This window comes from Desulfovibrio sp., assembly GCF_009712225.1.
Taxonomy (GTDB): domain Bacteria; phylum Desulfobacterota; class Desulfovibrionia; order Desulfovibrionales; family Desulfovibrionaceae; genus Desulfovibrio.
In genome coordinates, this window is the sequence record NZ_WASP01000008.1 from 376,330 (window position 1) to 392,421 (window position 16,092).

Sequence of the window (16,092 nt, forward strand, 5' to 3'; positions counted from 1 at the left end):
GAAGCTGACGCAACGTGCCTGCGCACAGGTTGGCGCCTCGGGCGCGGCTGACGCCGCCATTGTATTGCCCTCTTAAAGAGCGTAACCGAAGCATTGCCGAAAATTTTATCCTTTACCCGCGAGCAGGAACATGCGTAGCGCCATAATTTTTTGCTGGTGTATGATGGCTGTTATTCTTGGTGGATTTGGCCGCGCCTTTGCGGACGACATACAGACGCACGAAACCACCGAGGTCACATCCCGAGGGCCACTGGTGGTCAAGGCATTCCTGGCCGCCGGGCCTGGGCCGCACCCGGCCATTATTGTTCTGCACGGCAGCCAGGGGCTCGAGAAATACCGGAATTTTTACGAACGCAATGCCACTCAGCTGGCACAGGCGGGGTTTGATGCCTACGTGCTGAATTATTATAATGAACAGGATGTGGCGTACTCCAAAACAGTGGAGACCCGGCGCGCCAATTTTTCACGCAGAATTGGCGACTGGGCGCAGATGATCAGCGATGTTGTAACCAAGGTAGAGGCGCAGGAGCCCAAAACCCGGCCCGTGGGCATAGTGGGTTTTTCGCAGGGGGGATACCTGGGTACTGCGGTTGCCAGCCAGGACAAAAGAATTGCTGCCCTGGTGGTTTATTACGGCGGCATTCCCCCCCAGCGCGCTGCTGGCAGCAAACACCCCATCACCCACATGCCGCCCCTGCTGGAACTGCACGGCGATGCAGATACCGTTGTACCCATCGAACGGGGCAGGGAGCTGGTAGAAATGACCCGCAGCCTTGGCCAACCGGCTGAAATGGTGGTGTACCCCGGCGCGGGGCACGGCTTTACCCCCCCTGCCGCCACGGATGCCGAGCACCGCGCTCTGGAGTTTTTTCAAAAGCAGTTGATGGGAAAAAAATAATTATTCAGGCCGGTGAGCAAGAGGCAGGGCGCACAAACGATTTATCCCAGCAAATGGTTGGCCGAATCTTAGCGACCAGACCTAAATTCAGTATATCCCAACAAAAAACCCGGGCAAGCCGGGCTTTTTGTTTTACCACGCGTTCATGTGTATTCGATCCCTTGTATGAATAACCTTCTGCACAGGAATAACAGCGTCTTTTGCGGGATACCCCAGAGCAACGTAACACGGCATTACATAGTTTTCAGGATGCCCGACCACCTGCCTGATGTGTTCAGATTCATCTGTCATCGGTATACGGGTAACTCCCAATATGCCTTCAGCGGCGGCCGCAAGCAGCATGTTTTCGATACAGCACCAGATAGAGGCAAAATCGTTGAGCGAGCTCAGGCAACTTGGCTGCATCAGTGGCCCCCTGACCCTGAAAAAGGGAAGTACCAGGCACCCGGCGTTATAGAGCATGGAAAACTGCCTTGGCATCGCCGCACGATACATATCGCGCTGCACCTCGTCCGTCATGCCGAAACCATCGAGCATGGCCTCGCATTCGTCTTTGTCGGTCATGTTCCTGACCCGGAGAAGCCTGCCCCTCTCCTCCCTGTCGTTCACGATGACAAATTCCCACTGTCGCAGGTGATTGTTGGTCGGGGCTTTGAGGCCCGCGTTGATTATCTGCTCCACAAGGTCCATTTCAACCGGTTTATCCTCAAAATCGCGGATGGTTCTACGAGCGGCAATTGCCTGATAAATATTCACAATACATTCTCCTGATTGTTACTCGTCGCATAGGCCGTGCACGATGCGCCTTTCGGGCTGTTGGCTCTGACGAAAAGACAAAATACCCATGACGGCCACAGGCATGACTGTATAATCAGGAATCGGACAACTGCCTGTCGTATTTCTGCAGCATAAGCGAAATTTTTTCGCGCATCATTCTGCGAAGACTTTGCGGCTCAAGCACATCAAGGCCGTCTGCAAAGGAGAGAAGGTACCCCATCAGCCACTCGTTAACCGGCATTGGCTGGTCAACAATGAAAGAGCCGTCGGGCTGCTGATGAATGTCGAGTTCTGGAAATTCATCAAAAATCCTGAAAGCGTAATTGCCCGTAATGCGCAATACCACTCGCTGGAATTCATATGCCTTGGCATAATCTGGGGTATCCATGGGGTTGGACTGCATGACACGGGTGAAGCTTTCATTCTTCACCACGAGATTGCGCATCCGGGAGGCTCTTACCGCGCATTCTTCCTGCCTGCCCCGGTCAAAAGCCCAGATGTACCAGGCCCGCTCACGAAACAGCATGCACAACGGTTCGGCAATTCGCTGGGATACCTGGTTTTCTGAATTGTAATAGGTAAATTCAATTACCCTTTTTTCCAGAATGGCCTCCTTAAGCCGGTTGAACTTTTCCTTACCAAAGCCGGAATCGTGCCATGAAGAAAAATCCACGCGCAACCAGCGGTCTTCTGCCTTTTTTCTGAACACCGCTGCGAGTTTCTGAAATGATTCGTTTACATCTGGATAACCAGCACCATGCAAGGCCTGCAGGCCATTGAGAACGTCTGCCTGTTCCCTCTCGGTGATGAAGGTCTTGTCCAGGGTAAATTCACGCGGCAGATTCACACCGCCTCTGTACCCACGGCTTGAATGCACCGGAATACCCGCAAGGCTCAGGGTATCTATATCTCGCTGAATAGTGCGAACAGACACGGAGCAGCGCTCCGCAAGCTCTTTGGACGTTGCGCACGTACCATTCAGCAAAAGAAAAAGAATCTTGAAAAGGCGTTCGATCTGCATGCTTTCTGCCTCCTCGCAAAGGCCACAGTACCGTGCAACATCGTGCCGTTTCCTGTTTTTTTGAATCTCAAAAAATCTTCATTATTCTTGGCGGATTGCTTCATGGCAACCCGCCATTTTCGCTTCCCATGTTTCACTGACAATGACAACGGCGCTCTATCCGGCATCAAAGGGACGAAAACAGGCCAGACGTATCGGGCGCATTGTTCGTGCATTGCTGGTCAATCCGTTTCTCTGGTCCGTCAAAAGGTGAATACCAATGTTCTGGCTTTCCGCAAATGGCTCTTCCTCACCTTGCCCAGTGAGCGCGGTTGAATTTTTCGAGAGAACAAGCCGGAAGCTAAAAACTGGCATTTAGGCGTGTCACACGGGGCAATCACCCTTTGGGGTGAACAGAGATTTCGCATAATGCCCTCACCGGGTGATACCGCTGTGTGAATAAATAGAGCAAAAGACGGCTGGAATTGTGCACTTCATTCAGGCCGTTATGTTTTTGTCCTGGAGGAGGCATTTATGGTGGACCCGATTGCCCCGGTTATGCATATGGCGACAGCAGGTATTCTGCTGCGCCGCTTTGCTTTCCGTGCAAGGGCATGTCGGCAAGACGGGCGTGACTGTTGCCGGTTTTCGCAGGCCAGCCAGTGTATTGCTGTTGCTAGTGTTTTCTTCTGGAGCAGGTAATGAATTTTTCCATCTGTCGAAATGTGTTGCGCAGTATGCAGTGTGGTTTTCGGGCTAATAAAAAACATCTGCTGTGTTTTTTACTACTACTAGCCGGAACGTCGCTTATTCACCCCAGTATGGGCATTTCCGCTACTGTTAACTACACCTCGAATTACAAGGATGTTATAGGCAATGCTCCATATCTGAATGGGCCAATAGGCATCGGAGGAACAAATAATATAGCATCACATGCCGAAAATATTTATTCATACGGCAACACCGTGAATATTAACGGTGGCGTCGTCGATTTTGGAATATACGGTGGGTATTATAGTGGAACAGTCCCTGGCATTGATGTCGGGTCCAGCAACAACACTGTGACGATTAATCCGGCTTTTATTGGCAGCAGTACCATTGATATCTATGGCGGATTTGCCAAAAACGTAACCCCTGGTTCAATGACAGCTTCTGGCAATACTGTGAATCTCAATGGCGGAACAGCACGTTATGTATATGGCGGCTTTGCCTATGTGGGCAGCACCACTGGCACAGGAACCGCCACGGCTTCCAACAATATTGTCAATCTCAGCGCCGGATCCATAAACAATATTGTTGGCGGGTATGCCACAGCTGATTTTTTGGGGGGAACGCATGCGGCCTCCGGCAATACCATCAATATCAGCGGTGGTTCGGTATCCAATGTTTACGCAGGGTATGTAAGCGCGCCCAATGGCACCGGACAAGCCACAAACAATACCGTGACCATCAGCGGATCGCCGAATCTGGCAGGCACGACTCTTTATGGTGGATACCTGCTTGCCGGAACAGGTGGAGAGGCATTCAGCGGCAATACCCTGAACGTAAAAACTTCTGGCCTGACGGTGGGCAATCTTTACAATTTTCAGAACCTCAATTTTTACCTGCCGTCCACGCTGTCGGCGGGTGATACTGTACTGACCGTGACCGGCACGGCGAACCTGACGGGCAGCGCTGGGCGGTCCTCCACTGTCAATGTGGGCATTGACGGCAATTCTTCTCCCTTGAAAATGGGCGACTCCATAACGCTCATCAACGCAGGTACGCTGGTCACCAACAGCGGGCTTAACTCCACGGCCAGCGGCAAGGGCATGCAGGGCGTAACCCTGCTGTACAACTTTGACATCACAACAGACAACAACAAGCTGCTTGCTACGGTCTCCACCAGTAGCGGGCCTACCGTAAACGAGCAGACCAAGGCCCTTTCAGAAGGCTTTGTTTCCGGCGTGGGCATGGTGACGCAGGGGGCGGACGTGGCCGCAAGCCAGGGCATGAATGCCGCCGTTTCCGCTGCCAAGGCTGGTCCTGCCGGGGGCGGCAGTGCCCCAGCAGGGTTTGGGGCGCTTTCTGGTGGGTCTGTCAGATACAATACCGGTTCGCATGTGGATATGCACAGCGTATCGCTGCTGGCTGGTTTCGCCTGGGGTGCGAATACCGCCATCGGTCGCCTGACATTCGGACCATTTTTTGAGTATGGCAACGGCTCGTACAGCACGTACAATTCGTTCAGCAACGCTGCTTCGGTTGAGGGTGACGGCAACTCGCGATATCTCGGTGGCGGCATTCTTGGGCGCATGGATTTTGCCCAGACCGGCCCCGGGCACATCTATATTGAGGCTTCGGGACGGGCGGGCGGCCTGCACAACAAATATGAAAGCTCAGACCTGCGCGATGCCAGCGGCCGCAGTGCGGAATACGACTCATCATCCACCTATTACGGTCTGCATCTGGGAACAGGCTATATCTGGAATATAACGGACAATGTGACCCTTGACCTGTATGGCAAGTACTTTTGGACACATCAAAATGGCGATTCCGTCACCCTGTCTACGGGTGACCCCATCGATTTCAAGGATGTGGATTCAAACCGCCTGCGCCTCGGCTCCCGCTTAAGCTACACAGTGAACGAGTACATCAGCCCCTATGTTGGCGCTGCCTATGAGCGCGAATTTGACGGCAAAGCGCGCGCCAGCACCAATGGCTATGACATGAAGGCCCCTTCCATGCGCGGTGATACCGGCACGGGAGAGCTGGGGCTTGTTTACACGCCGTGCGCATCACTGCCGCTGTCTTTTGATCTTGGAGTACAGGGATATGTGGGCAAACGTGAGGGCCTGACTGGCAGCCTGCAGGCCAAGTACGAATTTTAGTTTTCTTGGGAGCGTTGGCATGAGGCGTTTGTGACGCATTGCTGAAAACAGACTGGGGAGAATATACCCTTTCGCCAAATGCTTTTTCCAGTCTGCAAAGCCAGTTATACCGCATACATTCTGCCCCACTCACGCTCGGGGTATTGCCTTTGCAAACGAAACAACGGCGAGCTGCCATCCGGGGCAACTCGCCGTTGTAATTATTTATGATGACGGTGTGTAGGGCTCACCTGAAGGTTGGCAGCCTTTGCAGGCACGCTGGCCAGCAGATGATCATAAAAAACGATTCAAAAACGTGCGCGAGTTCGCTTCACCCCATTCATACCATGGGGATTTCAAGCAAAGCGCTCTGAAATCGTTGCCCAATACTCTGATAGGGCAGCCAACGGCACACCAGCCCATCCCCCAAAAACAGCACGCTACTCGTCAAAACAGGATCGCAAAACATTGATAAATTCGAGAGCGTGCGCCCTCTTTTCTTCTTTCTTATACACACATGAAATTTCTATGTAGCACGCTTCATCTGCGATGGGCACATATATCAGGCCGGGGAGGGTTGCACTGACAATGCTTTTTGAAAACAGCCCGATACAAGAACCAGCGGCAACGGTAGCTAGAGCAGCCAAAAAGCCGTTGGATTCAACCGCAATGCGCGGCACAAACCCAGCTCTGTCACAATTTTCCAAAAACACCCTTCTTGCAATTCCATACTGAGATTCTGGCAGGGTGACAAAAACTTCATTGCGCAGCTCTTCCAGCAAAAGAGATTTTTTACCGGCAAACCTGTGTGTTACCGGAAGCACCGCGTGCACCCGCAATCGCTTGAAAGGTATGTACGCAAGGTCTGCATAGCCCCCATCAAAATGCATACCGTTGGAATATCGCACCAGAGCAACGTCAAGTTGTTCATTGCGCAACGCCTGAATCTGCTCGTGAAAATCAAACTCAAAAAAATGCAGTGCCGACACGTCATATGCGTTATTACGCAGTGTATCTATGAGTTCAAATGCAAGAATACCAGGACAAAACCCAATATTTATTTTTTTAGACTGCTCACATTCACTTTTCACATCGCGAATGGCTTCATTGATCAATGCCAGTATTCTGTTTGTATGTATGTAAAATTTTTTTCCTGCAGCAGTAAGGGTAACACCAGTAGGATTTCTACATAGTAACAATGTATTAGCTTCATTCTCAATCTCTTGTATTGCTCGAGTGACAGATGATTGAGAGATATTTAACATCTCAGCAGCATGAGAAATGTTTTGCGTTGAAGCAACCTTCTGAAAATATTTCAAATGTCGAATTTCCATATTGGCCTCACGCATACTCCATATGAACTATCTTAATAGCATAAAATTGTTCATATAGACTAACAACAGCGCTGCAACTTTTTTTACAAATATATGCCTTACCGTGTTGTTCAATACAACAAAGGCGCCACAGACACCTCATTGTTCCTTAATCCTTATTAACCAATATTACATTTTTTTCAAAGAAATATTCCCAACTTGCAGTTATGCTAAAATTGCATTCCTCATGCATAAAAAACATTTTACATAAATTTTATATTTCCCTACCAATCATATATACTCAAAATACTATCCTGACTTAGGAGACCTTATGACTGGGCAACTCACCCTTCAGCAAAAACTGCTCTCAGGATTCCTCGCCACTTCACTTATCACCCTTGTGGTCGGGATATTTTCGGTTTCAAAAATAGAAACCATGAAATCTGCCGACTCAACGCTTTATGAAAAAGCCACCGCTCCAATGAAAGACCTTATTTCAATTGTCGAGCATTACTACAAAATGCGCATCATTGTGCGTGAGCTTGCCAACAACGAAGAGCTTGCAAATATCCCTCAGCAGATTGAAGAAATAAAAAGGATACGTTCATATATAAATAAAAGAACTGAATCCGTTGAGAGTTCGCTCATTTCTGAAGAGGGCGTGGCCATTATCAATGAATTCAAGCAGGCTGCAGCCACCTATGAGCAAACTTCAAAGAACATGATAACCAAGGTTCTGGATAAAAAATATCCAGAGGCAAGGGCTGTTCTTGCCAATGAGGTGGTTCCTGCTGCAGGCAACTACCAGAAGATCATGGACAAAATAGTGGCCACAAAAAGCCTGCATGCAAAAAACCTGGCCGAGAGCAACGTGGAGCTGGCCGAAGCAACCAGCAGATATCTTTATGGCATACTGCTAGCCTGTCTGTTTTTTTCCATTGGCCTTGGCGTGCTTTTGACTGCCAGCGTTATGAGGCAGCTTGGCGAGGATCCTGGCTATCTCGCGCAGGTAGCAGGTGCCATTGCTGGCGGTGACCTTGACGTTACTTTCCGGGCAAAAAAGAAAGCTGGCGGGGTTTACATGGTCTTGCAGAACATGGTGCAAACCATGAAAGACAAGATCGCAGAGGCAGAAGAAAAAAGCCAGGAGGCCTCCCGTCAGGCGAAGCAGGCAGAAGCAGCCACGCAGATGGCAAAGGAGGCAACTGCCGCTGCAGAACGGGCCAAAGCCGAAGGAATGCTTCAGGCTGCCCAGCATCTGGAAGGCGTGGTGGGAATTGTTTCTGCCGCTTCCGAAGAACTTTCAGCCCAGATAGAGCAATCGAGCCGCGGGGCAGACGAACAATCGGGGCGAGTGCGTGAAACAGCCACTGCCATGGAAGAAATGAACGCAACCGTGCTTGAAGTGGCGAAAAACGCCCAACAGGCGGCAGACATATCACATCAGGCACGGCAACAGGCGCAGGAAGGGTCTCAAATTGTAAACAATGCAGTCAAAAGCATTGAATCTGTTCACACCCAATCCATTGCCATCAAGGAAGATATGAACGCACTGGGCAAGCAGGCTGAGGGCATTGGACAGATCATGGGCGTTATTGCCGACATCGCAGATCAGACCAACCTGCTGGCCCTTAACGCGGCCATTGAAGCGGCACGCGCCGGAGATGCAGGGCGCGGGTTTGCTGTAGTGGCTGATGAAGTGCGCAAGCTGGCTGAAAAGACCATGACAGCCACCCAGGAAGTGGGCCAGGCCATTGCGGGCATTCAGGAAGGCACGCGCAAGAACATACACAATGTGGATCAGGCTGGGGCTTCTATCGAAGAAGCAGCAAAACTTTCTGCACAATCCGGCAAGTCTCTCAAGCAAATTCTGGATTTTGTTCACATGGTTAACGATCAGGTTCAGTCCATCGCCACTGCCAGTGAACAGCAATCAGCTGCCAGCGAAGAGATCAACCGCTCGGTGGAGCAGGTGGCCACCATCTCGGCTGAAACGGCACAGGCTATGGAGCAGGCATCAAGGGCAGTTACAGAATTGGCCCAGCAGTCGCAATCACTGCAACGGCTTATTTCTGAAATGAAGAGCCACAGTTAAGCCCCCAACAAATACGCCATGGTGAGGCCCTTTATAAGAAGGGCCTTTTTCAATTTATGCAGGGACAACTGGCGAAGCTTCATCTAGAAACCAAAGATAAAAACTTAATTGAACCACAAATCGAACTACAAACGGCGCAGAAACAAAAATAGGCTGCCATGCAATTAAGCATAGCAGCCTTAATTATTTACTAATGGCGGAGAGGGTGGGATTCATAATTACAAACAATTACCTGAAATAATTAAATTATCTAACTAAACAAAAAAGATATATACGGTTTGATGTCCAAAATAAATTAGCCTCAAAAAAATTGCGAACAATTATCTATCTAAGGCTTTTCAACTGGATCATGTAACGTTCTCCATAAAAAAGACTAATCAATACAGCAAGTTTATTGTAGTATTTAGTTTGCATATTTTCCAAGTGTAAAAATAGATTTTGCCGTAAGCAAACAATGACGAAACTCAGGAAAACAAAATTCCACACGTCTAATTAGTGACAAGCATCTATTTATTGCATCCTTGTCACTACTAACATTGGCAATTATTGATGATTTTTCTCTCAGAAAATTAAGCGCCTGCTCCGAATTACTGTAAGAATTAAAGACATTCAGAACTGCGCATAGACATAGAAACTCTTCATTTTTATGTTGCTCAACAATCCTTGACAGAATCCATTCAACTATAGTTTCAGCCAGTTCTGTAGAGTAACTTATCGATGCAATCCGGCTCACTCCTTCAACTATCTTAAATAAATCATCATCCTTAATTTCTGCATATGAGGTCTTCAATCGTTTACATGAAATTATTATTTTTTCAATATGTTCAGGGCTAACCCGAAATAAATGAGAGCAGGCATAGAGAGAAAGCAAGAACTCTTTCGCCTCAAACATCTCAAACCTTCTGGCAATCTCTAACGAAATTTCATCAGGAATGATTAGCTCACGATAGTGCTGGCTCAACCCAGAGAACGGCGTTGGATGCAGGACATAAATATTGTTTTCAGCAGTTGCCTTCTTTGAATTGGCACCTAAAAGCAAGTCGCTCCATTCTTTCGGCACGCCTTTCGTGCAAAAGACATCAATAGAAGCTATTATTCTATTACAAAGAAACCCAACAATATACGGCTTTGAAATTTGACAATTTTGCCATAACGGCGATTCAAGCCCGCCAGTTAAACCTGATAACAAAAACAAATCGTTTTGTTCGTCTCTTAAACACTTCAACAACGCAGTTCTATCAAATTCATATTTATTTAAAATTCGGGAAACGTACCCAGACCACCCCCAAGCACAAAGTCGCTGGAAGTAAAGAGGAAAATCTTTCAAAATATTTTTTTGAACAAGCGAGGGGGACACAAAGTGCAAGCTAATCTCAAAATCAATAAATTCATTTGAGGATGATGCTTCGACAATCCTCTTGATGATGTCCTTACCAATCGCAACGTAACAATTATTTTCACAAGATAACGCTGCACAGATATCAAATATAAGCATAAGACTAAATGGATCTTTAAACGTACTTGCACAATGTTGCAAAAACTCAACAGAAAAATCACACCTCTTATGCAAACATGTATCCAACATTTGCTTTGAAGGGATTACAGAGCTTGGCCCAAATTCATACAACGCCTTCTTCAAGTTTCTAGCAAGCAATCGTCCCCGTAGGACAGCTGAACTAAGAAAAAAACCATCAATATTGTGCGACATCGGCTTACCAAACAGCGCAACAAATGTATCAACAGACTGGGGGGTGAGAGAATCAGCCAATAGCTTATGCGTCCGTGATATTTCAGCTTCTATCTTATCCAATACAACAGAAGGTAATTTGCCAATGTCATCAACGAGCTCCCAATAATCAGAGTTAGTCAACTCAACATTAATACTCTTTTTCCACTTTCGAACAAGCTCGCGCGGAAAGTCATATGTTTCCTTGAGGACGTTAAGAATTCTTTGGCGAGCTTTTGTTGAATCCGTAAGGATACAACCTGCGGTTAACTCACAGCTACTGTCCCCATTAACAAATTGAATTGCTCCACTCCCTGTTTTTTCAACCCTTAAACTTGTTTTATTGCCGCTATCATCAATCAAATTATGCACATGACCATTAGCAATTTCTCTTATTTTCCCCAAGAAGTTATTATATGAAAAAGACGCATTGCATATTGTGACTTGCCCAAAACATTCCATATATTTTTCATAGAATTCGGGGTCTTTTAGCAATAGGGATTTAATTCGAGGGTGCAATTGCAACATGCAAAATTTTAATATTTCTGCATAGCTATAAGGGCTACCCTCGCCCTCATGATTGCAGACCATATCGTTTATTACCTTACGAAACAGATCACTAAGCGATGGATAAACAAACGTTGCTAAATAATTATCTGCTTTTAGTATGAAGTCCTCAACAAACTCGAAATAGGCTTTCACCTTACTAGGTTCGTGGAGAAAGTTTGCGTCGGCAAGCAATGCAACAATTGCTCCGGCAGTGCGGGCATATGCTCCCGCAAAGCCCCGCGAATCTGAAGTAGGTAAGCAGCAATACAAAGCATCTAAAATTTTATGTATATAAATAGATTTTTTTCGAGCCGCCTCAACAACTTCCTCATTAATCCAGACATCCTTTATTGCAGTTGTGCATACTTTGACACAAGATAGAATGAAAGGCATTTCATCCGGCAAAACTAGAATAGATGTTTTACCAATCATACAAAAATATTCTATAAATTCAGTTAACTCGATTGATTGTTTATTCTGCTGAAAACTTTGATTTGCAGCCGCAAGAACTTCTTGGCTTGTCAACGGAACAAAGACCGTTCCACACCTTCGCAATTTTTTATAAATATCACTCAAACCTTGTTCAGTAATAACTGATGCACACTGTAGACGCCTTAGCACGTCCAAACTAGACATTATTATCGGGGACTCCCCAATATTTTTATTTACAAATCTATCATCAACTACGATGGCATCACGTTCATGGCCATGGGCTAACAAAGCCTGCAAGGAGAAACCGTCATAATCCTCGTCGCTCTTATTTCTTATCAAAAATTGTATTTTACCTGACGCAATGCCTCCACTAACTTCATTTCTAATCATTGTAATAATATCTTCAACATCAGACTGCCTGTCTACATAAGAAAGTAAACCAAGATAATGAAGACGCATTTCTTCCGATATAAAAACTTCTAAATTAACTTTTAAAAGATTTTCAATGATTCCATACCTTATAAGACAATCCAAGGCATAGCTATCTAGAAAAAGTTGTGTATGCCTTGAAATTTTTTTATGACTGACAGAATATAAATGGTTTGACTTATGATATTGTACAATTTTTTCTTCATTATCTTTTGCAATGACTCCTTCGTGTGAAAGAAAACTTACAATTTCAATTAAATCTATTAACACAGAATCTATAGCAGACAAATCTACCTTTTTTGTTAGAAAACTTGCAGTATCATATTCGTCTTTGGCAATAACGACATATCCATTGTTTTTTTTGGCCTGAACGACCAGCATACTTAAATCCCTGCTCAAGCCAGCAGGGATATCATCAGAAATAGCACACGCCTCACTTTTACAAGTTTTAACTTTTTGTTCGGCAATGAGGCGCTCCACGAGCCGCGCTTCTGTAACTTGTGACGCCTGATGGAAACGAATTTTTTCAATATCTTCTAGAAACTCTGTCATGCAAGAATTTGTAATTGCAACTTTGTCGAATGCACTAAAGACTATATTTAATGATTTTAAATAGGCCAAAGTGATCAAACTGGATCTATCGATAGCAATACTTTTTATTTTAGGAATTTCGTCTATTCTGTTTCCACAAAAAAGAGGAATACAATTTTTTTTTCGCCAATCAAGCTGCTGCTCATTATAAAGCATCTGTCCAGCGAGGACATTAGATAATGCTCCATTCTTCTGAATAGCAAAAATTAAAGGAATAGTGCCAAGCCTGACATTCTCTGAAATACTGCTTTCATATTCATGGGCCTGTCTAAATATTGTTTCTAACTCACTATAGGGAACAGCAGTTAAAGGTCCTTCAGCCGTAGTTGAAAGTTCCTGCGCTTGAGTAAGTGCGCTTTCAGCAATTTTTTTTAGCTGGCTATCGCCGATACGAATGGCTAAGGAATATATCCGAGTTAGAGCAAATGCGTCATTTGAGTCAGATGCCTTTACCGAGGCGGCCTTAAGTAGATCTATGGCGATCTGCCCAGGGGCTTTGATTAACCAGCTCAGTCCGGCATAGCGAACGAGCTCATCATAGGAGAGTGTCTCGGCGTTATTTTTTGCGTAAACAAGCTCGTCAAGCCCATCTTCCCAATTTCCTGTTTCCTGAGCGATCAGCAGAGCGAGTCTGTAATTATTATCATTTTTTTCACGATGTTTAGGAAGCAGCTTCAGGATTGAAGACGCTTCAACAATATCGCCATTAAAGTAAGCAATCCATGCATTAAGGCTTTGCAAATTAGGATTTTCTGCAATCAACAGCTGCACAACACCTTGGCACAAAAAATCGTTTGCTTTTTTATATTCTCCACATTTGATAAAATGGTAAAGAATTCTTTCCGCTTCTTCGTAGCTTGGCGTTTTATTAAAAAAATAAGTCAGATGTTCTGCTGCTTCTAAATATCTGTGGTTATCTTCAAGTGCCTTAATCAACAATCGCCTTTCCCCCTCACCGCTCGTAAGCTCAAAACCCTCACGATATGGTGCCACAGGATCCTCTAAATTTTCTTTGAGAAATAGCGACTTAAGAGTATTAGCTTTTATTTCACCAATAACATCACGGTTATCATTGATATATTTCTCACACTCATCTCTTCTACCGCATTTGTGGAGGACCTCCGCCTTAAGACTAACAAAATATTCCATCTTTATTACTTTTGTAATGCTGGCACTGTTCTCATCAAGAAGCTGCAAGACAGCTTGTGGCGTATCTTGATTCATTGCTAACAATAAGATCGCAATAGTTTCATTAAATGTTAATTCACCAATACTTTTTTGCAAATTTAGGTATTTATTCATGCCACGCATATCCAGTGAATATCCGTAGTCAAACGCAAAACGAGAATACCTGACTGCCTTTTCGGTATCAGCGATTAATTCATTGAAAGCATGACGCTTTTTTTCTCGAAAATTATCGTCTGGATGTTCGAGCTCAAGCCATAACTTAACTTCTTCAATAGCAGCCTGGAATTTTGGAATTTTTAACAATAAATAGTTATCTATAAAATTTGTTGCATCCTCCAACGCTGACACCCTTAATCCTCTCATTTCAGGCGTATCATCAAATTTGACTAATTTCGGATGGATTGGCAGAGTTGAAAATAGTGAATCTTTCTCCATACACCCCGTACAAATTGCTACTTTTATTAATGCCCTAATTGGAATAATAGCCGGACAATCCTGAATTTGAGTCTTAGTAGCCCTAACAAGCAGCTTTAAGGAAAAATTATAATCACCAATTTCACATTGCTTAATAGCGAAGCCCAACAGTTTTGTTCCCGACAACAAGCTTGAATCTTTAATTTGATAATTATAGTATTCTAATGCAGACAAGTTATCCTTCTGAGTGAGCAAAACATTGAAAACAAACTCTTTGACACTTAATGAATCAATATTTTTTGCTTCAGTTAGGACTTCGTCTACACGACCAGCACTCAACCTTATTCTAAGGTTATCAACGACAAACTCCTCGTCAGCGGATAATGCTTTTGCTTCTTTTAACCATTTCTCCCCCCGCTCCGAATCATTTTTATTGCAGCATGCCCTTGCCATCTCACGAAAAATTGTAACACGAATTGGCCTACTTACAGACGACAGATCACCGAGTTCTGCTCTACTTGCTAGTTCAGAGATCTCATTAAAAGAATCAACTTCCTCAAAAGGCTCACGCCAAAGTACTAACTTCAAGGCATCTTGTGCTATTTTATCTATTAAAGGCTGTGATTGAAATCCAATGCGTATATTATTTAAACGTTCGTTTATACGTTCCTGCCCCAGTATTATTGGCTCAAGTTGTTTCTTGAAATCAATTGACATCTGCGCAAATCTAAGCTGCCCGAATTCATCAATAATTTTAGATTGAGCATCTAACAATGCAGTAACACTACAAACAAGCAACTTATGTGTCAGTTCAATTATTTGTCTTGCTGAAAAATTATTTTCACCAGATATTTCCATATATGTAGATGCCAACAACTCATCAAATTCATTGTGTTCTTTGAAACTATCTCCAGAAAACTTTCCGATAGCCTTTTCTATGAACATATCTCTCGTCTTTTGATTATTGAGCCACTCTTTCATATGTGGTTTATTATAAATACTGTCATGATTTGAAAGAAACGAAAGACAGCTGTTTTCCAGATTATCAAGTGAAGATAATTTCGTGTAACTCAATACATTTAATACATGCTCCAGTTGTTCAATTAAGAACGTACGAGAAACTGAATTCCCAGAAATAATTTTTCTACGTTCGATAACTGGCCTACATTTATTCCAACCACCACGAATAAGGGGGGGGATTAGTATCCCCAAAATTTTCATCATATGGTCGTTCATGATGGATAAACCTCGCTTACCGGTTAAGTACGAAACCTACTAGCATAAAAATCTTTCATCTTAGTACCGCCTCAAAAAAATGACTTCTGAATAGTAGCTATAACCTCATTTCTAAAATTATCAGCACAATGAATCTACCAGAACATCATTTCAATGACACAATCTATATTTTCACAAGTATTGATGCCAGACAAGGGAAGCTTGCGAACTCGCTTCCCTTGTTTTTTCACAGCCCGATTAGATGCTAGGCATCTAGTTTCTGATCCATCCAATACATGCTTGCACCAACACCAGAAACAGTGTCGTGCATATAGATGTCAAACTTGCCAGCCACCACGAATCGCCCCGCAGCGCCTTGCCGTAACCTTCCATTACTACACGCGATTTATCAAAAGATTCCTTTGATGCGATTGCCGCCGCCTCGCCGTTTTCCATGCACTGCTCCATACGCGCCCGGTGCTGGTTCAAACCCTCAACGGGTTATTTCTTTTCTTGGTGAGCTGCGGCCCCGATCTCGCTCGGCAGGGCTGGTGTTGACGTTAGAACGCGAGTTCACCCTCCCCCCCACCAACAGATTGCTATCATCTCATATTTT

Annotated in this window: 9 protein-coding genes; 4 read left to right on the top strand and 5 right to left on the bottom strand. The window is 45.0% G+C overall.

All coding sequences use genetic code 11. The features are described 5' to 3' along the window. The first annotated feature begins 160 nt into the window (after window positions 1–160). Complete coding sequence (locus F8N36_RS12020; protein WP_291333051.1) at window positions 161–898, top strand: alpha/beta family hydrolase; 738 nt, start codon at window positions 161–163, stop codon at window positions 896–898. Between the two features lie 132 nt (window positions 899–1,030). Here the strand turns inward: F8N36_RS12020 and F8N36_RS12025 are convergent, their stop codons facing one another. Together F8N36_RS12025 and F8N36_RS12030 are read right to left on the bottom strand one after the other, a co-directional pair. Beyond that, window positions 1,031–1,654, bottom strand: a complete 624-nt coding sequence (locus F8N36_RS12025) for a nitroreductase family protein (RefSeq protein ID WP_291333052.1) — start codon at window positions 1,652–1,654, stop codon at window positions 1,031–1,033. A 115-nt stretch (window positions 1,655–1,769) separates the two neighbouring features. After that, window positions 1,770–2,696, bottom strand: a complete 927-nt coding sequence (locus F8N36_RS12030; protein WP_291333053.1) for a YafY family protein — start codon at window positions 2,694–2,696, stop codon at window positions 1,770–1,772. A 42-nt stretch (window positions 2,697–2,738) separates the two neighbouring features. On the opposite strand from F8N36_RS12030, the gene F8N36_RS12035 reads away from it, so the two are divergent. Together F8N36_RS12035 and F8N36_RS12040 are read left to right on the top strand one after the other, a co-directional pair. Next, on the top strand, window positions 2,739–3,011 hold the full coding sequence (locus F8N36_RS12035; RefSeq protein ID WP_291333054.1) for a hypothetical protein: 273 nt from the start codon (window positions 2,739–2,741) through the stop codon (window positions 3,009–3,011). Between the two features lie 629 nt (window positions 3,012–3,640). Continuing rightward, a complete protein-coding gene (locus tag F8N36_RS12040; RefSeq protein WP_291333055.1) occupies window positions 3,641–5,545 on the top strand; it encodes an autotransporter outer membrane beta-barrel domain-containing protein in 1,905 nt (634 codons plus the stop codon). Window positions 5,546–5,964: 419 nt separating this feature from the next. On the opposite strand, the gene F8N36_RS12045 is transcribed toward F8N36_RS12040, so the two are convergent. Next, window positions 5,965–6,858: a LysR family transcriptional regulator gene (locus F8N36_RS12045; protein WP_291333056.1), complete on the bottom strand. Its 894-nt coding sequence runs from the start codon at window positions 6,856–6,858 to the stop codon at window positions 5,965–5,967. A 310-nt stretch (window positions 6,859–7,168) separates the two neighbouring features. Between F8N36_RS12045 and F8N36_RS12050 the strand changes: the two genes are divergently transcribed. Then, window positions 7,169–8,932 carry a methyl-accepting chemotaxis protein gene (locus tag F8N36_RS12050; protein ID WP_291333057.1) on the top strand — a complete coding sequence of 588 codons (1,764 nt, stop codon included), beginning with the start codon at window positions 7,169–7,171 and terminating at the stop codon, window positions 8,930–8,932. A 403-nt stretch (window positions 8,933–9,335) separates the two neighbouring features. Here F8N36_RS12050 and F8N36_RS12055 read toward each other — a convergent pair whose 3' ends face one another. Then, window positions 9,336–15,497, bottom strand: a complete 6,162-nt coding sequence (locus F8N36_RS12055; protein WP_291333058.1) for a hypothetical protein — start codon at window positions 15,495–15,497, stop codon at window positions 9,336–9,338. A gap of 252 nt (window positions 15,498–15,749) precedes the next feature. Next, window positions 15,750–15,932: a hypothetical protein gene (locus F8N36_RS12060; protein ID WP_291333059.1), complete on the bottom strand. Its 183-nt coding sequence runs from the start codon at window positions 15,930–15,932 to the stop codon at window positions 15,750–15,752. Between the last annotated feature and the right edge of the window lie 160 nt (window positions 15,933–16,092).

Excerpts from the sequence above, each read along its gene's own strand:
- F8N36_RS12020 (WP_291333051.1), top strand. The coding sequence starts at position 161 with ATGATGGCTGTTATTCTTGGTGGATTTGGCCGCGCCTTTGCGGACGAC.
- F8N36_RS12055 (WP_291333058.1), bottom strand. The coding sequence starts at position 15,497 with ATGAACGACCATATGATGAAAATTTTGGGGATACTAATCCCCCCCCTT.
- F8N36_RS12030 (WP_291333053.1), bottom strand. The coding sequence starts at position 2,696 with ATGCAGATCGAACGCCTTTTCAAGATTCTTTTTCTTTTGCTGAATGGT.
- F8N36_RS12060 (WP_291333059.1), bottom strand. The coding sequence starts at position 15,932 with ATGGAAAACGGCGAGGCGGCGGCAATCGCATCAAAGGAATCTTTTGAT.
- F8N36_RS12050 (WP_291333057.1), top strand. The coding sequence starts at position 7,169 with ATGACTGGGCAACTCACCCTTCAGCAAAAACTGCTCTCAGGATTCCTC.
- F8N36_RS12045 (WP_291333056.1), bottom strand. The coding sequence starts at position 6,858 with ATGGAAATTCGACATTTGAAATATTTTCAGAAGGTTGCTTCAACGCAA.